The organism is Parapontixanthobacter aurantiacus, from assembly GCF_009827635.1.
Taxonomy (GTDB): domain Bacteria; phylum Pseudomonadota; class Alphaproteobacteria; order Sphingomonadales; family Sphingomonadaceae; genus Parapontixanthobacter; species Parapontixanthobacter aurantiacus.
This window is the reverse complement of record NZ_WTYW01000001.1, coordinates 1,605,622-1,624,854: the sequence shown is the minus strand read 5'-3', so window position 1 is coordinate 1,624,854 and position 19,233 is coordinate 1,605,622. Positions and strand designations below refer to the sequence as shown.

24 protein-coding genes are annotated in these 19,233 nt (G+C 62.4%); 15 read left to right on the top strand and 9 right to left on the bottom strand.

The annotated features are described in order from the left end of the window. Positions 1-2 precede the first annotated feature (2 nt). Positions 3-623: an imidazole glycerol phosphate synthase subunit HisH gene (hisH, locus tag GRI38_RS07900; protein ID WP_160682297.1), complete on the bottom strand. Its 621-nt coding sequence runs from the start codon at positions 621-623 to the stop codon at positions 3-5. Next, a complete protein-coding gene (gene hisB / locus GRI38_RS07895) occupies positions 616-1,209 on the bottom strand; it encodes an imidazoleglycerol-phosphate dehydratase HisB (protein ID WP_160682296.1) in 594 nt (197 codons plus the stop codon). Before hisB ends, hisH begins: the two co-directional genes overlap by 8 nt. Before the next feature lie 85 nt (positions 1,210-1,294). Between hisB and GRI38_RS07890 the strand changes: the two genes are divergently transcribed. Genes GRI38_RS07890 through GRI38_RS07875 form a run of 4 tightly spaced genes read left to right on the top strand, consistent with a single transcriptional unit; the run spans position 1,295 to position 3,761 of the window. Next, positions 1,295-1,798, top strand: coding sequence for an SspB family protein (locus GRI38_RS07890; RefSeq protein ID WP_160682295.1), 504 nt, complete (start codon positions 1,295-1,297; stop codon positions 1,796-1,798). 53 nt (positions 1,799-1,851) lie between these two features. Beyond that, on the top strand, positions 1,852-2,274 hold the full coding sequence (locus tag GRI38_RS07885) for a hypothetical protein (protein ID WP_160682294.1): 423 nt from the start codon (positions 1,852-1,854) through the stop codon (positions 2,272-2,274). 55 nt (positions 2,275-2,329) lie between these two features. Continuing rightward, the gene (gmk, locus tag GRI38_RS07880) at positions 2,330-2,971 is read left to right on the top strand and encodes a guanylate kinase (protein WP_160682293.1); all 642 of its coding nucleotides are present in this window, start codon (positions 2,330-2,332) and stop codon (positions 2,969-2,971) included. A gap of 10 nt (positions 2,972-2,981) precedes the next feature. Beyond that, complete coding sequence (locus tag GRI38_RS07875; protein ID WP_160682292.1) at positions 2,982-3,761, top strand: helix-turn-helix domain-containing protein; 780 nt, start codon at positions 2,982-2,984, stop codon at positions 3,759-3,761. 10 nt (positions 3,762-3,771) lie between these two features. Here GRI38_RS07875 and GRI38_RS07870 read toward each other — a convergent pair whose 3' ends face one another. The 3 genes from GRI38_RS07870 to GRI38_RS07860 form a co-directional block, all read right to left on the bottom strand. Further along, positions 3,772-4,575: an SDR family NAD(P)-dependent oxidoreductase gene (locus GRI38_RS07870; RefSeq protein ID WP_160682537.1), complete on the bottom strand. Its 804-nt coding sequence runs from the start codon at positions 4,573-4,575 to the stop codon at positions 3,772-3,774. Positions 4,576-4,718: 143 nt separating this feature from the next. Continuing rightward, on the bottom strand, positions 4,719-5,858 hold the full coding sequence (locus GRI38_RS07865; RefSeq protein WP_160682291.1) for an acyl-CoA dehydrogenase family protein: 1,140 nt from the start codon (positions 5,856-5,858) through the stop codon (positions 4,719-4,721). 112 nt (positions 5,859-5,970) lie between these two features. Further along, on the bottom strand, positions 5,971-7,152 hold the full coding sequence (locus tag GRI38_RS07860) for an acyl-CoA dehydrogenase family protein (RefSeq protein ID WP_160682290.1): 1,182 nt from the start codon (positions 7,150-7,152) through the stop codon (positions 5,971-5,973). A 321-nt stretch (positions 7,153-7,473) separates the two neighbouring features. Between GRI38_RS07860 and GRI38_RS07855 the strand changes: the two genes are divergently transcribed. The 3 genes from GRI38_RS07855 (at position 7,474) to GRI38_RS07845 (ending at position 11,118) form a co-directional block, all read left to right on the top strand. Beyond that, the gene (locus tag GRI38_RS07855; protein WP_160682289.1) at positions 7,474-8,799 is read left to right on the top strand and encodes an acyl-CoA dehydrogenase family protein; all 1,326 of its coding nucleotides are present in this window, start codon (positions 7,474-7,476) and stop codon (positions 8,797-8,799) included. 151 nt (positions 8,800-8,950) lie between these two features. Next, entirely contained in the window at positions 8,951-10,036 is a 1,086-nt protein-coding gene (locus tag GRI38_RS07850; RefSeq protein WP_160682288.1) for a Zn-dependent alcohol dehydrogenase, read from the top strand. Next, positions 10,036-11,118, top strand: coding sequence for a phosphotransferase family protein (locus GRI38_RS07845; protein ID WP_160682287.1), 1,083 nt, complete (start codon positions 10,036-10,038; stop codon positions 11,116-11,118). Before GRI38_RS07850 ends, GRI38_RS07845 begins: the two co-directional genes overlap by 1 nt. A gap of 162 nt (positions 11,119-11,280) precedes the next feature. Here the strand turns inward: GRI38_RS07845 and GRI38_RS07840 are convergent, their stop codons facing one another. Continuing rightward, positions 11,281-13,644, bottom strand: coding sequence for a S8 family peptidase (locus GRI38_RS07840; protein ID WP_160682286.1), 2,364 nt, complete (start codon positions 13,642-13,644; stop codon positions 11,281-11,283). Between the two features lie 208 nt (positions 13,645-13,852). Here GRI38_RS07840 and dapD point away from each other — a divergent pair, with 208 nt between their 5' ends. The 5 genes from dapD (at position 13,853) to GRI38_RS07815 (ending at position 15,863) form a co-directional block, all read left to right on the top strand. Next, positions 13,853-14,677, top strand: a complete 825-nt coding sequence (gene dapD / locus GRI38_RS07835) for a 2,3,4,5-tetrahydropyridine-2,6-dicarboxylate N-succinyltransferase (protein ID WP_160682285.1) — start codon at positions 13,853-13,855, stop codon at positions 14,675-14,677. Between the two features lie 90 nt (positions 14,678-14,767). Next, positions 14,768-15,067, top strand: coding sequence for a hypothetical protein (locus GRI38_RS07830; protein ID WP_160682284.1), 300 nt, complete (start codon positions 14,768-14,770; stop codon positions 15,065-15,067). 42 nt (positions 15,068-15,109) lie between these two features. Further along, the gene (locus GRI38_RS07825) at positions 15,110-15,337 is read left to right on the top strand and encodes a hypervirulence associated TUDOR domain-containing protein (protein WP_160682283.1); all 228 of its coding nucleotides are present in this window, start codon (positions 15,110-15,112) and stop codon (positions 15,335-15,337) included. After that, complete coding sequence (locus GRI38_RS07820; RefSeq protein WP_160682282.1) at positions 15,337-15,528, top strand: DUF3008 family protein; 192 nt, start codon at positions 15,337-15,339, stop codon at positions 15,526-15,528. The genes GRI38_RS07825 and GRI38_RS07820 overlap by 1 nt, the downstream gene beginning before the upstream one ends. Then, complete coding sequence (locus GRI38_RS07815; RefSeq protein ID WP_160682281.1) at positions 15,528-15,863, top strand: DUF3140 domain-containing protein; 336 nt, start codon at positions 15,528-15,530, stop codon at positions 15,861-15,863. The genes GRI38_RS07820 and GRI38_RS07815 overlap by 1 nt, the downstream gene beginning before the upstream one ends. A gap of 9 nt (positions 15,864-15,872) precedes the next feature. Here GRI38_RS07815 and GRI38_RS07810 read toward each other — a convergent pair whose 3' ends face one another. After that, a complete protein-coding gene (locus GRI38_RS07810) occupies positions 15,873-17,276 on the bottom strand; it encodes a dipeptidase (RefSeq protein WP_160682280.1) in 1,404 nt (467 codons plus the stop codon). On the opposite strand from GRI38_RS07810, the gene GRI38_RS07805 reads away from it, so the two are divergent. Genes GRI38_RS07805 through GRI38_RS07795 form a run of 3 tightly spaced genes read left to right on the top strand, consistent with a single transcriptional unit; the run spans position 17,275 to position 18,220 of the window. Beyond that, on the top strand, positions 17,275-17,565 hold the full coding sequence (locus GRI38_RS07805; RefSeq protein ID WP_160682279.1) for a DUF427 domain-containing protein: 291 nt from the start codon (positions 17,275-17,277) through the stop codon (positions 17,563-17,565). The two genes, GRI38_RS07810 and GRI38_RS07805, sit on opposite strands and share 2 nt — an antisense overlap. Continuing rightward, complete coding sequence (locus GRI38_RS07800) at positions 17,562-17,807, top strand: DUF3253 domain-containing protein (RefSeq protein ID WP_337191256.1); 246 nt, start codon at positions 17,562-17,564, stop codon at positions 17,805-17,807. The genes GRI38_RS07805 and GRI38_RS07800 overlap by 4 nt, the downstream gene beginning before the upstream one ends. Continuing rightward, positions 17,807-18,220, top strand: a complete 414-nt coding sequence (locus GRI38_RS07795; protein WP_160682278.1) for a DoxX family protein — start codon at positions 17,807-17,809, stop codon at positions 18,218-18,220. The genes GRI38_RS07800 and GRI38_RS07795 overlap by 1 nt, the downstream gene beginning before the upstream one ends. On the opposite strand, the gene GRI38_RS07790 is transcribed toward GRI38_RS07795, so the two are convergent. After that, positions 18,217-18,468 carry an SWIB/MDM2 domain-containing protein gene (locus GRI38_RS07790; RefSeq protein ID WP_160682277.1) on the bottom strand — a complete coding sequence of 84 codons (252 nt, stop codon included), beginning with the start codon at positions 18,466-18,468 and terminating at the stop codon, positions 18,217-18,219. The two genes, GRI38_RS07795 and GRI38_RS07790, sit on opposite strands and share 4 nt — an antisense overlap. Before the next feature lie 53 nt (positions 18,469-18,521). Then, positions 18,522-19,127, bottom strand: coding sequence for a YbhB/YbcL family Raf kinase inhibitor-like protein (locus GRI38_RS07785; protein WP_160682276.1), 606 nt, complete (start codon positions 19,125-19,127; stop codon positions 18,522-18,524). Positions 19,128-19,233 lie beyond the last annotated feature (106 nt).

Genomic DNA, 19,233 nt, shown 5'->3' with positions numbered 1-19,233 from the left:
AGTCAGGGTTTCCAGGCGAGAAAGCGCGTAAGCAGGTCGAGCCCGTATTTCTGGCTTTTCTCGGGATGGAATTGCACGCCCAGCGCGGTGTCCTTCTGGATCGCCGCGGTTACCCGCCCGCCATGTGTCGTCACCGCGCAGACGGGGGAGAGATCGTCGTCGCCCGGCTCGAACGCGTAGGAATGCAGGAAATAGGCTTCTCCGCGTTCCACGAGCGAGGCCGGTCCTGTCGGTTCGACCATGTTCCAGCCCATATGCGGGACCTTGACCTCTCGCGATGGTTTGAGGGGCGCAACGGTGCCTTCCACCCAGCCGAGCCCGTCGTGACGCCCATGTTCGAGGCCAAATCGCGCCATCAACTGCATCCCGACGCAGATGCCGAGAAAGGGGCGGCGGCGCTCCAGCACCGCCTCGCGCAATGTTTCGGCCATGTCCGGGATGGCCGTCAAACCGTCCATGCACGCCTTGAACGAACCGACACCCGGCAGGACGAGGCGATTCGCCCGGGCCACGTCCTCGGGCCGGTCGGTCACGACGACCTGCGCTCCGACGGCCTGAAGCGCGTTGTGAACCGAGTGAAGATTGCCCGCGCCGTAATCGATCAGCGCGACTGTTTCAGCCACCAAGCTGCCCCTTGGTGCTGGGGATGGCACTGCCCTTGCGCGGGTCGCGCTCAACCGCCTGCCGCATGGCGCGGGCGAACCCCTTGTAGAGCGCCTCGCAAATATGGTGGTTGTTACTGCCGTAGATCAATTCGCAATGCAGGGTGATACCGGCCGTCTGGGCGACGGAGTGGAACCAGTGCTCGATGAGTTCGGTATCCCACTCGCCCAGCTTTTCCTGCGTGAAACCGGCTTTCCACACGAGATAGGGCCTGCCCGAAATATCGAGCGCGACGCGGGCCAGCGTCTCGTCCATCGGAGAATAGGCCGTGCCGTAGCGCCCGATCCCCGCCTTGTCGCCAAGCGCTTGCGCCAACGCCTGGCCAAGTGCCAACGCGCTGTCCTCGGTCGTGTGATGCTGGTCGATGTGCAGATCGCCATCGACCTTCAAAGTGACGTCGATCAGCGAGTGGCGCGAGAACTGCTCGACCATGTGGTCGAGAAACCCAATGCCCGTCACAATGTCGTAAGTGCCGGACCCGTCGAGGTCGACGGTCACATCGATCGCGGTTTCCGCCGTCTTGCGGGAGATGGTGCCGGTGCGCATGGGCGGCACGCTATAGGCACAATTCGCGCCTTCGCAAGCATTGGAGACTTGACCGCCTGCCGCGATGGCGGCAGTCGTTCATTCCATGAGTGAAGAGACGCCTGACAGCCTCATTCCCTACGACGCCATCGTACAGGAGGCGTTGCGCGCGGTCGTGGGCCGCGTTCTGGGGGAGATCGTCGCCGCGGGCAGCCAGCTGCCTGGAGCGCATCACTTCTACATCACTTTCAAGACGCAGGCGCCCGGCGTCGACATTCCCGATCACCTGCGCGAACGCTTTCCCGACGAGATGACCATCGTGTTGCAGAACAAGTTCTGGGACCTCGACGTCCGCCCGGACGGTTTCAGCGTCGGCCTCAGTTTCAACCAGATTTCCTCGAACCTCTCGATCCCCTATTCCGCGATTACCCAATTCGTTGATCCGGCAGTCGATTTCGGACTGCAGTTCCAGGCGGCGGATGCGGCCGACATCGCGCTTCCCGCCGATGCGCCGGGCAATGAAGGCGCGGAACCGGCGAACGCCTCGTCCATTGGTGAAAGTGAGGACGGCTCCAACGTCGTCACCGTGGATTTTGGAAAGAAAAGCTGACGCGAAGAGGCTGACATCGCTGCCTTTTTGCCGGTCGGCAGGAGAGCAGCAACATGGCAAAGGCAAATCACATCACCGACCGGGGCGGACGCAAGATACGTGACGCTGCCAATTCGGTGGATGACGACAACGACGTTCCCGGTCCAAGCACGAACCCGGCGACCAACCTCTTCATCAGCGACATCCTGCTGCGCAGCGTCGGACGTCTGGCGCGTACGACGATGGAAAAGGGGCTCGTCGGCAAACGCTACGGCTCGCAATTCGCGAAGGACGCGGTCGAGAACCGCTCGCTTCTGCACACGCTGACGGCCTACGGTCTGACGAAGGTCGCGACGCGCTCCGTTCCGGGCGCGGCGGCAGTCGGCGGCGGATTGCTACTGAAGACCTTGTTCGATCGCAGCCGGTCGCGCCGCAAGTCGCGCAGCGACGGCGCAAAAACGCTCCGCAAGCAAGCCGACCCTGACAGCGCGATCTAGCACCACTTGCTATGCGAGACTTGCTTTTGCCGCCCGGTCGGGTGCAAAGGCTCGCATGGACCAACCTCGCACAGACAGGCTTCATCGCCGCGGCCTGATGTTCATCTTGTCCTCGCCTTCCGGCGCGGGCAAGACGACCATTTCGCGGATGCTCCTTGCAGCGGATGAGGAAATCAAGCTGTCCGTCAGCGTGACGACCCGCCCGCCACGCCCCGGAGAAGTGGACGGCGTCCATTACTATTTCGTCGACGATGCAGAGTTCGACAAGCTCGTGGAAGAGGACGACTTCTATGAGTGGGCACACGTCTTCGGCTTTCGCTACGGCACGCCCAAGGGCCATATCCGCGCCGCCTTGAAGGAAGGACAGGATTTCCTTTTCGACATCGACTGGCAGGGCACGCAGCAGCTGTTCCAGAAGGATCAGCAGGACGTGGTGCGCGTGTTCATTCTGCCGCCGAGCATCGACGAATTGCGCCGCCGCCTCGAATCGCGGGCGACCGACGATGTCAGCGTCATCGATGCACGCATGGAACGCGCCCGTTCGGAAATCAGCCACTGGGACGCCTACGACTATGTCGTGATAAACGGCGATGTGGACGAGTGTTTCGCGAAGGTTCGGGAAATCCTTCATGCCGAGCGGATGAAGCGCCAGCGGCAGACGGGCCTCATCGGGTTCGTCCGCGAACTGACGAGCTGACCGGGCGGCAATGTCGGGGATCGCGGAACTGACCGACCGGGAAAGAGAGGTTCTCTCGCTGTTACTGGCCGGTCATACGGCGAAATCCGCGGCAGCCGAACTCGATCTGTCGGTCCATACCGTCAACGATTATCTGCGCGAGGCCCGCAAGAAACTTGGGGTATCGAGCAGCCGCGAGGCCGCACGAATATTGGGGGAGCACGAGGCGCAGGTCCCCCAAAATCTTGGCCCCCAGCAAATGGGGATGGCCGAAGGGCAGCCAGCGCCTCACCTTGCACGCATGAAATCCGGATCGCGAAAGGTCTGGATCATTGGAGGAATTATCATGCTTACCGCACTCGCCATTCTGGCCCTCGTCACGACTACGCAATCAGGCTCCGAAGATGCTGCCGCGGACGATGCCGTTACAGCTGCGCCGATGGCCAAATCCGATACCGGCACGTCGACGGCCAGTCCCGCCGACATTGCCTCGGCCCGCGACTGGCTTGCGCTGGTCGATGCGGGCAATTGGGAAGAAAGCTGGCAGGAAGCCGGTGCCTTCTTCCGCCAAAGCGTGACCGCCGCCGAATGGGCAGCGCAGGTTCGTCCGGTGCGCGAACCGATCGGAGCAGTGCAGAGCCGCGAACTTGCCAATCAGCAAATCGCCGAATCGCTTCCGGGCGCACCGGCAGGCACATATCTCGTCCTGCAGTTCGACACGGATTTCGCCAACAAGCCCGATTCGGTCGAAACCGTCGTCATGGCGGACGAGGGCGGCGAGTGGGGCGTCGTCGGTTATTTCGTTCGCTAACTGACCTCGGTCAGTCTCCGCCGGGATCGACGAAGCTGCTTGCAATATTGGCGTTGACCACGCCGCCATCGATCGGAAGCGTCGTACCCACCACGTAATCGCCGGCGCGGCTCAAAAGGTAGATCGCGCCGGCGGCCATGTCCTCGGTCACGCCGACGCGCCTTGCCGGAATGCCTTTCTTCACGACGTCTTCCTGGTCGCGGGCCGCCTTGTTCATTGCGCTGGGGAAAGCGCCGGGGCCGATGCCGCTGACGATGATGTTGTCGGGCAGCAATTCCGCCGCAAGTCGCCGCGTCATGTGGATGAGGCCTGCCTTCGACGCCTGATAGGGCCACGTCGGCCACGGGTTCGAGCGCATTCCGTCGATCGATGCGATCATCAGAACCTTGGCCGGACGGTCCTCGGTTGCCGCAGCCTTCAAGAGCTTGTGCAGCTTCTGCGTGAGGAAGAAGGGCGTCTTGAGGTTCAGGTCCATCGTGCGGTCCCAGCCTGCCTCGCTGAAATCCTCGAACGGCTCGCCCCAGGCCGCGCCTGCATTGTTGACGAGGATGTCGAGCTTTTCCTCGCGCGCCGACAATTCGTCCGTCAGCGCGGTGATACCGTCCATCTGCGACAGGTCGCCGACGAGACCGATGACCTTCTCGCCCAGTTCCGCCGAGGTCTCGTCCACCTGCTCCTTTTTGCGGGCGACGATGTAGACGCGCGCTGCGCCAGCTGCGAGCAGGCCCTCGACGATCATCTTGCCGATGCCGCGCGAACCGCCCGTGACGAGGGCAACGCGGCCTTCGAGGCTGAATAGGTCTGAAATGTTCATCATGGTCGTTCTCCCGAAATTATTGCGCCCGCTCTGGCGGGGCAGTCAGGCCTGTGAGCGTGGTCGCAAGCCATGGCGGGGTGATCGAAGCCCGGACCACCCCGAGCCCCTCCGTGAAGGGAGGGGCCGATGCTCAACGCGTCTCAATATCCGCTGAGTTCGGCGACGCGCCCGGCATGGTAATAGGCATCGCCGAGATACTCGGAGAGCGCACGGTCGCGCTTCATGTAGAGGCCGATATCGTATTCGTCGGTCATGCCGATGCCGCCATGCATCTGCACGCCTTCGCGTACTGCCAGGCCCGCCGCCTGCGATACCTTCGCCTTCGCGACGCTGCTCATGAGGTCGGCTTTTTCGCTGTCCCCGTCGAGCAATTGCTGCGCCTTGACGACGACCGCACGCGCGATCTCGACCTCGGAGTACAGGTGCGCGGCACGATGCTGCAGCGCCTGGAACTCTCCGATCAGCTTGCCGAACTGCTTACGCTGCTTGAGGTAGTCGACGGTCATGTCCATCGCCCCGCCGGCAACCCCGACGCCTTCCGCGGCGGCGCCCACGCGGCCCGCCTTCAGCATGGCGTTGAGGATTTCGCGGCCTCCGTCGACCTCGCCGATGACCGCATCGCCGTCCAGCTCGACGCCGTCGAACTTGGTGTGCGTCGCCATGGAACTATCGACGAGGCGAACGGCATCGTGGCTCATATTGGCGGCGTCCTTCGGCACGGCGAACAGGGTGATGCCTTCGGGTTCGTCGTCGCTGCCCGAGGTGCGTGCCGCCACGACCAGCATGTCGGAGCTCGCGCCATGCAGGACGAAATCCTTCTGCCCGGTAAGGCGAAAGCCGTTGCCCGACTTTTCCGCACGGGTCCGGATCGTCTCGGGCCGGTGCTTGGGGCCTTCGTCGATCGCGACGGAAAAGACGCTCTTGCCTTCGATGAGGCCCGGCAGATAGCGGCCCTTGATGTCGTCGCCGCCATGCTTCAGCGCGGTCGCTGCGAGCACGGAAGAAGTGAGGAAGGGCGAGGGCGTCAAATTGCGCCCGATCTCCTCGAGCACGATGCCCGCCTCGACATGCCCCATGCCGAGACCGCCATCGTCCTCATCGACGAGGATTCCAGTAAATCCCATTTCGCCGAACTGTTCCCACAGGGCGTGGCCGAAGCCGTCCTTGCAGTCGCGGTCGCGCCAGTGGCGCAGCTGTTTCTTGATCGAGCCTTCCTCGGCCATGAATTGCCGGGCGCTGTCGGCGAGCATCGCCTGATCGTCGTCGTGATAAAGTGGCATTCTTGTTTTCCTCTTCCCGAACCGTCACCCCGATGAAGCTCAGGGTGCGGTGGTCAAGCGTCGTAGCTGGATCCCGTTCTTCGCCGGGATGACGGGGGTTATTCCTTCGAATTCAGGCGCCCGGCAGTTCGAGGATGCGCTTGGCGATGACGTTCAGCATGACCTCGCTCGTGCCGCCCTCGATGCTGTTCGCCTTCGTCCGCAGCCAGCCGCGCGCCGTCTTGCCGCCGCTCGTCTCCTCGCTCTCCCATTCGAGCGCGGTGGAGCCGCCCGCCGACATCATCAATTCGTTGCGGCGCTTGTTGAGTTCCGTGCCGGCATATTTGAGCATGTTGGGCTGAGCAGGGTGGCCCTTGCCGGCCTTCAGTTCGTCCATGAACTTCTCGCTCATCGCGGTGAAGGACAGCGCATCGATGTCGAACAGCGCCATCTGTGCCCTCAGCACCGGATCGAGTTCGCCCTGCCGGCTCGTCGCCGCGCCGAGCGAGGTCGCCCGGTCGCCGCCCCCGGTCGCGGAAATCATCTCGCGCTCGTGGCCGAGGAGGTATTTCGCAACGTCCCAGCCGCGATTGATCTCGCCGACATAGCCCGGCACGTCCTCGCCATAGGATTTGGGTACCTTCACATCGTCCATGAAGGTCTCGCAGAAGGGCGAGTTGCCGCTGATGAGCTTGATCGGCTTGGTGCTGACCCCGTCGGACGCCATGTCGAAGAGCATGAAGGTGATGCCCTTGTACTTGTCGTCCTTGTCGGTCCGCACGAGGCAGAAGATCCAGTCGGCTTCATCGGCGTAGGAGGTCCAGATCTTCTGGCCGTTCACCACCCAGTGGTCGCCCTTGTCCTCGCCGAAGGTCTGCATCGAGACGAGGTCCGACCCGCTGCCCGGCTCGCTATAGCCCTGGCACCAGCGGATTTCGCCGCGCGCGATCTCGTTGAGGAAGCGCTGCTTTTGTCCTTCCGTGCCGAAGTGGAGGAGAGCCGGGCCGAGCATCCAGATGCCGAAGCTCGACAAAGGCGGGCGTGCATTGATCGCCGCCATTTCCTGGCGCAGCACCTTCGCCTCTGCCGGGGAGAGACCCGCACCGCCATACTCCTTGGGCCAGTCGGGCACGGTATAGCCCTTGTCCCGGCACGCCTCGAACCATTGCTTCTGCGCGTCGTTCTTGAAGGTCGCATTGCGGCCTCCCCAATAGACATCGCCTTCGTCACGGACGGGCTGGCGCATTTCGGGCGGGCAATTGGCTTCGAGCCAGTCGCGGGTTTCCTTGCGAAAGCTCTCGAGTTGTTCGGCCATCGGGGCAATCTCCTCTTCGCGTGGGGTCGGTCGCGTTCCTGCATCTGGGGGCGGAACTTGCCCCTTACGTAAGGCCTTTTCGCTGCATACTGCAAGTGCGATTCGCCCGGATCGCCGATCGCTGCGACAGCGTGCACCGTTGCCGTAGCGGCAAGGCCGAACGCGGTTGACGACGGGCGGCAAAGGAATAGAGTTTCCGACCGCACCGCAACGGTCCGGCGAGGAATCATCGCCACCCGGACCGGGCAAAAACGCACTTGGCGCAGCGGGTCCGCTCTGTCAGGAGCGAACCATACTAGAACTTCGAAGAGGATAAGGCAGATGGATTTCGAACCCACCGAACGGCAGGAATATTGGCGCAACCGGGTCCGGGACTTCATCGAGGCCAATGTCCGCCCCAACGTCTCGACCTATGCCGAGCAGGATGCCGAGGGCGACCGCTGGAAAGTCATCCAGATCGTCGAGGACCTGAAGGCGAAGGCGAAGGATGCCGGCATCTGGAACCTCTTCATGCCGCCCCGCAACGAGAGCCACAATCACGTCGAGGAAAGTTTCGAGTTCGAGGGGCCGGGCCTCACCAATCTCGAATATGCGCTGTGTGCCGAGGAGATGGGCCGCGTCGGTTTCGCGAGCGAAGTGTTCAACTGCTCCGCCCCCGACACCGGCAACATGGAAGTGCTGCACCGCTATGGCACTCGCGCGCAGAAGGACAAGTGGCTGACGCCGCTGATGAACGGCGAGATCCGCTCCGCCTTCCTCATGACCGAACCGCAGGTCGCGAGTTCGGATGCGACGAACATCGAATGTTCGATCCGCCGGGACGGCGACGACTACGTCATCAATGGCCGCAAATGGTGGTCGAGCGGGGCGGGCGATCCGCGCTGCAAGGTCGCCATCGTCATGGGCAAGACCGATTTCGAGGCGAACCGTCACCAGCAGCAGTCCATGGTGCTGATGCCGCTCGATGCCGAGGGGGTGAAGGTGCTGCGCCACCTGCCGGTCTTCGGCTATGACGATGCACCGCACGGCCACATGGAAATCGAGCTGAACGACGTGCGCGTGAAGGCAGAGGATGCCATGCTGCTGGGCGAGGGGCGCGGGTTCGAGATCGCGCAGGGCCGCCTCGGACCGGGCCGCATCCACCACTGCATGCGGACGATCGGCGTTGCCGAGGAAGCGCTCGCCAAGATGTGCAAGCGCCTGCAATCGCGCGAAGCCTTCGGCAAGCCAATCTACAAGCATTCTGTGTGGGAAGAGCGCATCGCCCGTGCGCGCATCGACATCGACATGACGCGCCTTCTCTGCCTCAAGGCAGCCGACATGATGGACAAGGTCGGTAACAAGGCAGCGAAGCAGGAAATCGCCATGATCAAGGTGCAGGCGCCCAACATGGCCCTCAGGATCATCGACGACGCCATCCAGGCGCATGGCGGCGGGGGCGTGTCGAACGATTACGGCCTCGCGAAATCCTATGCCTCGATGCGCACCCTGCGTCTCGCCGACGGACCCGACGAGGTGCACGCCCGGTCGATCGCCCGCATGGAAATCGGGCGGCACGAGCCGGACGGACATACCGCCGGACAGCGCAGCAACAATGCCGAAAGCGCGAGCGCGGGCAGCGCGGCGGCCACGGCAGCGGCGCGTTGATCTAGCGCCTTCCTCGTCAGAGGAGGCAGGGTCGGGCGGTCCGGCGTTAACGGACCGCCTTGCTGGCGACGGAGCGCCACGTCAGCTCGTCCGGGGCGATTGAATATCCTTCCTGCACGGGAGGAACGCGACAGAGAAAAAAAGGAAGTTCATGCCAAAAGCAGCCATTCTGGAAAAAGCGGGCGAACCGCTCGTCATCCAAGAAATCGAGGTCGGCGAACCGGCACCGCACGAAGTCCTCATCGACACCAAGGCGTGCGGCCTCTGCCATTCAGACCTGCATTTCATCGATGGCGCCTATCCCCATGCCATGCCGTGTATTCCGGGGCATGAGGCAGCCGGGATCGTGGCCGCCGTCGGCAGCGAGGTGAAGACGGTGAAGCCGGGCGACCACGTCGTCTCCTGCCTCTCGGCCTTCTGCGGACATTGCGAATTCTGCGTCACAGGGCGCATGGCCTTGTGCCTCGGCGGCGATACGCGCCGCGGGAAAGGCGAGCCGCCGCGCCTGACGCGCGACGGAGAAATGGTCAGCCAGATGCTCAACCTCTCCGCCCTGTCCGAGCAGATGCTCATCCACGAACATGCCTGCGTCGCGATCGACAAGGAAATGCCCCTCGACCGCGCCGCCGTCATCGGCTGCGCCGTGACGACCGGGGCCGGCGCGATCTTCAATGCCTGCAAGCTGACGCCCGGCGAAACCGTCGCCGTCATCGGCTGCGGCGGCGTCGGACTTGCAGCGATCAACGCCGCACGCATCGCCGGTGCCGGCAAGGTCATTGCCGCCGATCCCCTGCCCGAAAAGCGCGAACTCGCAAAGGCATTGGGCGCGACGCACACGGTCGATGCCCTCGCCGACGATGCCGCCGAACAGATCGTCAAGCTGACGGGGGCGGGCGTTGATCACGCGATCGAGGCCGTCGGACGTGACGCATCGGCGAAGCTGGCGGTCAAGGTTCTGAAGCGCGGCGGAACCGCGACGATCCTCGGAATGATGCCGCTCGACTGCAAGGTCGGCCTCGGCGCGATGGACCTTTTGTCGGGCAAGAAGCTGCAAGGCGCGATCATGGGAATGAACCACTTCCCGGTCGACCTGCCGCGCCTCGTCGATTTCTACATGCGCGGATTGCTCGACCTCGACACGATCATCGCCGAGCGCATTTCGCTCGACGAGGTCAATGACGGCTTCGACAAGCTGCGCGACGGCCATACCGCTCGCAGCGTGGTGGTGTTCGACTGATGACGGAGAAGCGCGGCACGATCGATTACGAGACGGAAATGGTCGGCACGATCGCGGTGCCGGAAAACGACCGGCTCGACGAGGAAGCGCTGGGCAGCTGGCTGGCCGAAAATGTCGAGGGCTTTGCAGGGCCGATGACGCTCGCCAAGTTCAAGGGCGGGCAGAGCAACCCGACCTATCGGATCGATACGCCGGGCAAGTCCTACGTGCTGCGGCGGCAGCCCTTCGGCAAGCTGCTGCCGTCGGCCCATGCGGTCGATCGCGAATATCGGGCGATGGCCGCGCTTCATCCGACGGGCTTTCCCGTTCCGCGGGCCTATGGTCTGTGCGAGGATACCGAGGTCATCGGGTCGAAGTTCTTCGTCATGGGCCTCGCCGATGGCCGCAATTTGTGGAACGGTTCGCTTCCCGACTACCAGCCCGACGAACGGCGCGCGATCTATCACGCGATGATCGACACGATGGCCGATTTGCACATGAAGGACCCCGATGCGATCGGCCTGTCGGACTTCGGCAAGTCGGAGGATTACTGCGCGCGGCAGATCGCCCGCTGGTCGAAGCAGTATCGCCTCTCGGAAACCGAGACCATTCCCGAGATGGACCGGCTGATCGAGTGGCTGCCCGAGACCGTCCCGCCGCAGCAGGCGAGCGGCATCGTGCATGGCGACTACCGCCTCGACAACATGATCTTCCATGCGGACGAGCCGCGGGTCATCGCGGTGCTCGACTGGGAACTGTCGACCCTCGGCGATCCGGTGGCGGACTTCTCCTACTTCATGCTGAACTGGGTCAACGAGCCCGATGGCCGGGCCGGCATCGGCGGGTTGGATCATGCGGCGCTCGGCATCCCGACGCGGGACGAGGCGATCGAGCGCTACATCGCGCGCACCGGCTACGACGTGCCGCCGATGGAATGGTATTTCGCCTACAACCTCTTCCGCCTGGCGGGCATCATTCAGGGCATCAAGAAGCGGGTGATCGACGGGACGGCCTCGTCAGCGCACGCGAAACAGATGTCGGAGCGGGTGAAGCCGCTCGTGATGACAGCCTATGGTTTCGCGCAGCAGGCCGGACTGAAATAAGCGAGCTTCGTCACCGCTCGTTGAGTGGGCTTCGCCGACCGTAGATGCGCGCTCGACATCATTGAGGGCGCTTTAGGTGCCATTGTGAAATCCACGAAATGGCGGTTTTGCGTGGTTTTCGCTGATTGCGTGAATCCTGCGGGACGCGGATAGCGCGTTTTTTCAGAAGTCCTTGCGCCACTGTAGGGCGAGACCGTAATCCTCGCCTAACTCCTTGATATGTCCGGGTTCCTTGCTGTAAAACAGGCTCGCATTGGCTGCTCCGCCGAACAACCAGCCATTCCACGCAATCTCGCCCGTAAGCTCGCGTCCCGAGGGGGCAAGAGAGAGATTGCGCAACCCGTAAGTGGCTGTTTCCGTTGCGAAATCGAAGCTGACGGGAACGTCGAGCATCAAGCCGCCGCTCTCTACGCGCAGGGGTTGGGATAGGCGAAAGCCGATGCTGTCCGAATTCTGGAAAAGCCCGTATTTCGTAGCGTCAAGCGACCATGCGCGGCTTTCCATGCGCGAGCCCTCAACAACGAGGCCGCCCGATTGCGCGCGCGTAAATCCTTGGCGGAAGGCCGCTCCCAGCCGGATATCGCCTGATGCAACGAAGGCTGCCTCGGCATCGAGGAACAGCGTGTCGCTACCCCTGCCACCGAATGCGTCCGCGAACTTCGCGCCGAGCACCGTTGCCTCTTCGCTCAGCCACGTCGCGCCGATCGAAGCCTGAACGTTGGACCAGCGCCGATCCGCCGCGAACGAGAAGCGCGACATCTCATAGCGTCCGTCAAACGGGTCCCACGCACCGGGTAGAGCCCGCCCTTCTTCGAGGCGCACTTCGCCGTCCTCCGCGCTTACGGTAAAACCCCAGTCACCCATTTTTCGGCGCAGGGCCACCGCTGCGTCGCTCGTCGCGGTAAAACCGCTATCGTCGCCTCCGCCTTTCGCCAGCAGGAAGGCGGGCCGCGAATGGCCCTGCAATTGCGCGATGAGCGTATCGCCCGAACGGGCCATTCCGAAACCGAGTTGCATGTCAGGGGAGACGCGCAACGCCACCGTGGCCGCTAGTATCCGGGATCGCTCTGCATCTTCGGTCGCAATTTCGAGCGGTTCGAGCAGGCTCGACCCGAACTGGGAGTTGCGCTGGTCGATCGTAACCGCGAGGCTCATTTTGCCGTTAGAACCGCCGAGAATATCAGTCCGCTGCTCGATGACGTTGCGCAGTCGCGGTTGCAGCGATGCCCGCCGTCCGCCCGCTGCGAGGTCTATCGCATAGGGCCGATCGTAGCTGTCTGTCACGATCGTCGACAGCGAACCGTTTGCCAGTGCGTCGCCCATAGCTGCAGAGGTCACGCCCGTCAGATCGCCATGAGCAAGCGCTCGCTCGGTTCCTGCGATCGCAGTCGTCCCTTGGGGGGAAAGAGCAGCCCCGATGTCGAGGATCCCGGTCCCGTAGACGCTGTCGATCCCGGTCGCACCGGCATCGCGCGCGGTGTCGAGCAAGAGGGAAACGATCTCCGAGCCTGTGAGATTGGGGAAGGCTTGCGCCAGCAGCGCGACCGCACCCGCGACTTGCGGAGCCGAGAAACTCGTGCCCGAAAACAGGGTGACGAAACGCTGCCCGTTCTCTTCCGTGACGAGCAATTCGCCGTTCTCGTAGACGCAGCAGATGCGCTCGCCGCGTGCGGTCAGAAAGACCGAGGCAAGATTTCCCGCGCGGTTCGAAAAGTCGGAGATTACGCCGTTGTCATCGACCGAACCGACGATGATCAGATTGTCGCCCGCGACATCGGCAATGCCTTGCGGGAAGGGATCGGGTTGATCGGGATCGATGTCCGGGTTGGTTCCGTCGCCATCGTTTCCGGCGGAGACGACGATTACGAGCCCCGCGGCGGCTGCCCGTCCGACCGCAGCGCGCAAGGACGAACTGGGCGAGGATCCTCCGAGCGACAGGTTGATGACCCGCGCACCGTTGGCGATCGCGATGTCTATGCCGCGCGCTATGTCGCTGTCGAAGAAGACGCAGCCGTCGAGCACTTCGTCGCTATCCGCATCGCAGCTGCCCGGGCGGTCCGTCCTGATGGCGAGGATGTCGGCCTCGTAGGCGATCCCCACAATGCCGGTATCGTCCCGCGCCGCAGCGGCCACGAGCGCAATATTCGTTCCGTGGTCGTCCACGGCCTCGGCCGTGTCGTTGCCGGCCACATCACGTGAGGCGGGATTGATCCGCCCGGAGAATTCCGGATTATCCGTATCTATTCCGGTGTCGATGATCGCAATCGTCGCATCGCGCCCGGTAATTCCGTCCGACCATGCTGCCACGGCGTCATGAAAATCCGGCCCGTCCGAACGGCGAAATTCCGCTGTATCGAAATTCGTGTCGGGCGGAGGCGGGGTCGGCGTCGGAGTCGGCGCGGGAGCGGGTGTCGGGGTCGGTACGGGGGACGGACGCGGCGTGCTGCCGACGTTTCCGCCGCCGCCACCGCAGGCGGCGAGCAACATGACCGGAGCGATCAGGCCGGTCCGAAGAAGTAGAGCCATCGGGACGTTCCGACGGATCGTTGGCAATGACTTCATTATGGAAATGACCCTCGATGCCGGGAGATTTCACCACATCTTGTTCGGTATGGGTGAATAACGAATTAAGATTGCGATAACCATTCGCGGTTGCCTAGGGCAAGGGGTTGCGTCACTAGGCGCGTCGTAACACCATCTTTCCACACGCGCCCATTCGAGGAACTGACTGCAAATGACTGTGCAAATCGCCGATCTGATCGAGAAGGCCTGGGACGATCGAGACAGCCTATCGCGTGACGACAGCGAAGTGAACCGTGCCGTCGAACAGGCCCTGGCAATGCTCGACGATGGCAGCGCCCGGGTCGCCGAACCCGACGGCAATGGCGGTTGGACGGTCAATCAATGGCTCAAAAAGGCCGTGCTCTTGTCCTTCAGGCTCAATGACAACCGCGTGATGGAAGGAGGCAGCGCCGGCCATCCCGCGTTCGACAAGGTCGAGAGCAAGTTCGCGGGCTGGGACGAGGCCCGTTTCCGCGAAGCAGGGTTTCGCGTCGTGCCGGGAGCGATCGCGCGGCGGGGTTCCTTCATCGGCAAGGGTACCGTCCTCATGCCGAGCTTCGTCAATATCGGGGCCTATGTAGGCGAGGGTACGATGGTCGATACGTGGGCGTCCATCGGGTCCTGCGCACAGATCGGCAAGGACTGCCATATCTCGGCAGGGACGGGCATCGGCGGCGTGCTCGAACCGATGCAGGCGAACCCTACGATCATCGGCGATAATTGCTTCATCGGGGCTCGCAGCGAGATCGTGGAAGGCGTCATTGTCGGCGAGGGGTGCGTCGTGGCCATGGGAGTGTTCATCACTCAATCGACCAAGATCGTCGATCGCAAGACGGGGAAAGTCACGCGGGGCGAAATCCCGCCCTATTCGGTCGTCGTGCCCGGCACGCTTCCCGATCCGGCGGGCGGTCCTTCGCTCGCCTGCGCGGTCATCGTCAAAACCGTGGACGAACGAACGCGATCTAAAACGGCAATCAACGAAATCTTGCGGGATTGAGCGCACCCCGCGTTCATCGCCGCGGGGAACAAGCTTTATGAAAAACCGTATCTTTGCTAACTTTCAGACTTACGCGACCGGAGGGAATTAATGCGACAGGACGGCGACGAAACACACGTCAGCGACGTTGAGGCGAGCGGAGGCTCCAAGGAAGGCGTCGTGCGCTGGGTTCTTATAATCGGAACGCTGGTGACCATCGTCCTGCTCAGTGCGGTATGGATCATCGGTGCGTCGACACAGGGCGACATCGAGGAAGAGGCTACCGTAAGCGGCGTCATCTCGTCGCAGGAAGAGGATGAGGCGACCGATTCGATCATCCTCGAAACGGACGATCGACCGGGTGCCGATGATACCGCGACGGACAATCCAATCGCGGAACCTGTCGAGTAACTTGCCCGTTCCCTATCCGCTACCAGTCAAGGAGTAACGGATATGAGCAATTCCAACAGTTTCCAGACCGACCAATACGTCAAGTGGAATTGGGGCAATGGCGAGGGCAAGGGCCAGATCAAGGAACGCTTCGAGCGCGAAGTGACCCGCACGCTTCAGGGTGAGGAAATCACCAAGGACGGCGACGAGGACAATCCCGCCTACCTGATAAAGCAGGAAGACGGCGACGAGGTTCTGAAGCGCGGGTCCGAACTGGAGGCGCAGGACTGATGCCCGCCAAGTCGAAGGCACAGCAGAAGGCAGCCGGCGCCGCGCTCTCCGCCAAACGGGGAGATACCAAGGTCTCCGAGCTTCAGGGTGCATCGAAACAGATGTACGATTCGATGTCCGAGGACGAGCTTGAAGATTACGCCAGCACCGATCGCGAAGGTCTTCCCGACAAGGTGGAGGGCGACGACTGATGGACGACGACAAGAAGGACGAAGTTTACGACGACTTCTATGACGCCGTGAACATGCAGCCGAAAGAGCTTAAGGAGTGGCTGGAGACTGAAGAGTCTAAGTCGGTCGGCGACAAGGAGAACGGCGAAAGCACTGGCCACAAGTCTGGCAAACGGATCGTCGAGATCAAGCGGACCAACAAGGATGATCTGTCGGACGACCAGTACGAACATATGCAGAAGGTCGTCGGTTATATCCATCGGCACAAGGCACAGGGGCCGGATGAAGACGTCGAAAATAGCGACTGGCGATACAGCCTGATGAACTGGGGCTACGACCCCTGCAAAAGCGACTAGCGTTGCTCCTCAGAGGGCGGGGCCGCGTGTTTCCAACGGATTGCTCGCCCCCTGCGTTGCCGCGTATCGCTCTGCTTCGCGCATTGCGCGCAGAGCGTTGGTGAAAGCGATCTTTTCCAGGTCGCGCTGCGAATAGCCGCGGCGTGCGAGTTCGACGAACAGCGCGGGATAGCCGGACACGTCCTCCATTCCGACCGGTCCGCTCGGCATCCCGTCGTAGTCGCCGCCGATGCCGATATGGTCGATACCTGCCACTGCGCGAACATGGTCGATGTGATCTGCCATGTCGGCGATCGTGGCTTCGGGTGTTGGGTTGCCGGAAAGCCAAGTGGCCAGAGCCTCCTCTCGTGAAGTAGGCTGGCCCTGGTAAAGTGCGTCGAGGCGCGCTTCCTCCGCTGCCTTGCGGGCGTTCCACTGCCGCAAGTCCTCGTTGAGATAGGCCGGCAAGCCGACGACCATCACGACGCCGCCATTCTGCGGCAACCTTCGCAGAATCGTGTCCGGAACGTTGCGCGGATGCCCATTGATCGCACGCGCGCCGGAATGGCTGAAGATGACCGGAGCCACGGCAACGTCGAGGGCATCGCTCATCGTTTCCTCGCTTACGTGGCTGAGGTCGACGAGCATCCCGATCCGGTTCATTTCGCGCACGACATCCTTGCCGAAGTCACTTAGGCCCCCGTGAACGGGCGTGTCGGTCGCACTGTCCGCCCAGCCCGTGTTTCGCGAGTGCGTCAGCGTCATGTAGCGCACGCCGAGGGCGTACATCTGCCGTAGCACGCCCAGATCGGCACCGATCGAATGGCCGCCTTCCATCCCCATGAGGGACGCGATCCTGCCCGCCCGGACAGCTTCTTCGACATCCTTTGCCGAGGTGGCGAAGGCAAGGTCGTCGGGATAGCGGGCGATCAGACGGCGGGTGACGTCGATTTGCTCCAGCGTCGCCTTGACGGCCTCGGGTTCTTCGAAGCTGACGGGGACGTAGACCGACCAGAATTGCGCTCCGACCTTTCCTTGCCGAAGTCGCGCAAGGTCGGTGTGCATGGCCGCGCGGTCGTTCGCCGGGTCCGCCGTATTGCTCGTATCGGCGAAGTCGAAATCGGCGAGCCGGTTCTCGTATCGTCCGCGCAACTGCCAGGGAACATCGTTGTGCCCGTCGAACACGGGCGCACGTTCGAGCGCTCTCTCGGCAATCCTGCGCGCGGTCTGCTCGTCGACTTCCTGCGCGTGCAGGGCCGTCGGAACGATGGCTGCGAGCAATGCGAAAGAAGCTGCGAGGCGAAGCGGCAGGGCGAGGCTACGTGGCAAGGTAGGAACTCCAAGATCGAACAGGGCGAACGGGCAGGATACGAAGACTTTCCCGCTCGTTTCGTCCTTAGCTACATTCGGGTTTTCGTGAAAGGAGCTATCCATGACTGTACGCGCGAAATGGAACGGTAGGACGATCGCAGAAAGCGACGATACCGTGGTGGTGGAGCAGAACCATTATTTCCCACTCGAGGACGTATCGGCCGAAGTCCTGCAAGACAGCGACACAACGAGCGAATGCCCCTGGAAAGGCACGGCGCGCTATCACGATCTGAAAGTGGACGGTGAAACATTGCACGACGGTGCCTGGTACTATCCCGATCCGAAAGATGCAGCGAGCCAGATCAAGAACCGCATCGCTTTCTGGAAGGGCGTCGAGGTCGAGAAAGAGTGAGCAACGAAGCGCATGCTGCGGTTCACGGGATGCTGGCGAAGCGCGGGAAGAGGAAGACAGTGTGTCCGAGCGAGGTGGCCCGCGAACTTGCCGGACCGTCCGGGGATTGGCAAAAGAGAATGAGCGACGTTCACGCGGCTGTCGATGATCTGCTGAACGAAGGAAAAGTCTTGATCAGCTGGAAGGGTGAGGCGCTGGACGAACGCCGTGGGCCTTACCGCATTTCGCGTCCTGCGAATTGATGGTTCGCGCCGTCCTGCGTGCGCTTCTCGCGCTATTCTATGCGGTCGCCGGCATCCTGCATCTCGTAATGCCGGACCCGTTCCTCTCGATCATGCCGGCAGCCATCCCTTTTGCGCGCGAGGTCGTGCTTCTGACCGGAGTAGCTGAATTAGCCGGAGCTGCGGCGCTCATCCAGCCATGGTCTCACCGTTTGCGGAAGGCTGCCGGTGTCGGTCTGGCGCTCTACGCCCTGTGCGTCTGGCCAGCGAATGTGAACCACATGCTGATCGATTTGGGCAAGCCTTCTGGCGGAGCAGGGCTGGTCTATCATATTCCGCGCATGATCGCGCAGCCCATGCTGATCTGGCTCGCCTTGTGGGTCGGCGAAGCGACCGACTGGCCGTTTCGCCGAACCCGTGAGCCTCGCGCCTAGCTGAGATGCTTCGAAACGGCGGCCGTCATCTTGAACATGGAAATCTGGTCCTTGCCGATGACTTTCCCAAGCTCGTCGTCAGGGTTGATCTGACGCTTGTCCTTGGAATCCTGAAGGTCATGCTTCTTGATGTATTCCCAGACTTTCGAGGTGACCTGGGCGCGGGTCATCGGACCCTTCCCGACCACGTTCTCGAGTTCAGGTGACAGTGTGACTTCCTTTTGCAGGGCGTTGTTCTTGCCAGCCATTCGATTTGTCCTTCCTTGAAAAGCCGTCGGACCAACCGAGCGGCGAATTGAATTTATTCGTCGAGATCGTCCCAGTCGCCCTCGTCCTCGTTGTCGACTGCGGCGAATTTTCCTACGACCAGTGCGCTAGCCACTACGCTGTTCCTGATCGACTGCAAGACCTGCGCGCGGTTCGCACCTGGCAGTTCGACGAGCGGCAGGTCGACCGCAAATATCTGAAAGATGTAGCGATGCGCGGAATCGTCCTCGGGGGGGTCTGGCAGAAGCCATTCGGAATTGCCCTTGGCGTTCTTACCTACTCGCGGCGGGGTCTCTCCTTCGAGCATCATGCCCTTCTGTCCCGGAAGGCCCCAGACGAGCCAGTGGCATTGCGCATTGCCGTCCTTGTCAGCCGGGCCATCGCCATCCTCGACGATGATGACCAGTTCCTGCGCCGTCGGAGGGGGCGCGGTCCATTCCAGCGGCGGAGCCACTGCATCTTCCTCGCCGGCCGTAAAGGACGGATCGAGCAGGTCGCCATTGCCGAAGGCCGGACTGCTCAGCGAAAAGCCCGCGCGCCCATAGGTCTTTTCCTCACCCAGTTCCTCGATGGCGAGCTTGCCGTTGGTCGGCTTGCCACCGATCGCGGCAACGATCCAATCAGGCTGTGGTCGTGTCATTCGTATCTGTCCCGGTTATTCTCTTCCATATCTCCACCTAGACGGATTGCGCCACCTTTGCAGCCCCGGCCGCCCGCTTTCGCGGCATCTATGCACCACTTCGACG

What these genes read in the sequence shown, in the direction of transcription:
- GRI38_RS07870 (WP_160682537.1), bottom strand. Translation starts at nt 4,575, where the DNA reads ATGAACATTTCAGACCTATTCAGCCTCGAAGGCCGCGTTGCCCTCGTC.
- GRI38_RS07885 (WP_160682294.1), top strand. Translation starts at nt 1,852, where the DNA reads ATGGCAAAGGCAAATCACATCACCGACCGGGGCGGACGCAAGATACGT.
- gmk (WP_160682293.1), top strand. Translation starts at nt 2,330, where the DNA reads ATGGACCAACCTCGCACAGACAGGCTTCATCGCCGCGGCCTGATGTTC.
- GRI38_RS07805 (WP_160682279.1), top strand. Translation starts at nt 17,275, where the DNA reads ATGACTGTACGCGCGAAATGGAACGGTAGGACGATCGCAGAAAGCGAC.
- hisB (WP_160682296.1), bottom strand. Translation starts at nt 1,209, where the DNA reads ATGCGCACCGGCACCATCTCCCGCAAGACGGCGGAAACCGCGATCGAT.
- GRI38_RS07810 (WP_160682280.1), bottom strand. Translation starts at nt 17,276, where the DNA reads ATGGATAGCTCCTTTCACGAAAACCCGAATGTAGCTAAGGACGAAACG.
- GRI38_RS07815 (WP_160682281.1), top strand. Translation starts at nt 15,528, where the DNA reads ATGGACGACGACAAGAAGGACGAAGTTTACGACGACTTCTATGACGCC.
- GRI38_RS07825 (WP_160682283.1), top strand. Translation starts at nt 15,110, where the DNA reads ATGAGCAATTCCAACAGTTTCCAGACCGACCAATACGTCAAGTGGAAT.
- GRI38_RS07850 (WP_160682288.1), top strand. Translation starts at nt 8,951, where the DNA reads ATGCCAAAAGCAGCCATTCTGGAAAAAGCGGGCGAACCGCTCGTCATC.
- GRI38_RS07830 (WP_160682284.1), top strand. Translation starts at nt 14,768, where the DNA reads ATGCGACAGGACGGCGACGAAACACACGTCAGCGACGTTGAGGCGAGC.
- GRI38_RS07875 (WP_160682292.1), top strand. Translation starts at nt 2,982, where the DNA reads ATGTCGGGGATCGCGGAACTGACCGACCGGGAAAGAGAGGTTCTCTCG.
- GRI38_RS07865 (WP_160682291.1), bottom strand. Translation starts at nt 5,858, where the DNA reads ATGCCACTTTATCACGACGACGATCAGGCGATGCTCGCCGACAGCGCC.
- GRI38_RS07820 (WP_160682282.1), top strand. Translation starts at nt 15,337, where the DNA reads ATGCCCGCCAAGTCGAAGGCACAGCAGAAGGCAGCCGGCGCCGCGCTC.
- GRI38_RS07855 (WP_160682289.1), top strand. Translation starts at nt 7,474, where the DNA reads ATGGATTTCGAACCCACCGAACGGCAGGAATATTGGCGCAACCGGGTC.
- GRI38_RS07785 (WP_160682276.1), bottom strand. Translation starts at nt 19,127, where the DNA reads ATGACACGACCACAGCCTGATTGGATCGTTGCCGCGATCGGTGGCAAG.
- GRI38_RS07860 (WP_160682290.1), bottom strand. Translation starts at nt 7,152, where the DNA reads ATGGCCGAACAACTCGAGAGCTTTCGCAAGGAAACCCGCGACTGGCTC.
- GRI38_RS07845 (WP_160682287.1), top strand. Translation starts at nt 10,036, where the DNA reads ATGACGGAGAAGCGCGGCACGATCGATTACGAGACGGAAATGGTCGGC.
- dapD (WP_160682285.1), top strand. Translation starts at nt 13,853, where the DNA reads ATGACTGTGCAAATCGCCGATCTGATCGAGAAGGCCTGGGACGATCGA.
- GRI38_RS07795 (WP_160682278.1), top strand. Translation starts at nt 17,807, where the DNA reads ATGGTTCGCGCCGTCCTGCGTGCGCTTCTCGCGCTATTCTATGCGGTC.
- GRI38_RS07890 (WP_160682295.1), top strand. Translation starts at nt 1,295, where the DNA reads ATGAGTGAAGAGACGCCTGACAGCCTCATTCCCTACGACGCCATCGTA.
- GRI38_RS07790 (WP_160682277.1), bottom strand. Translation starts at nt 18,468, where the DNA reads ATGGCTGGCAAGAACAACGCCCTGCAAAAGGAAGTCACACTGTCACCT.
- GRI38_RS07840 (WP_160682286.1), bottom strand. Translation starts at nt 13,644, where the DNA reads ATGGCTCTACTTCTTCGGACCGGCCTGATCGCTCCGGTCATGTTGCTC.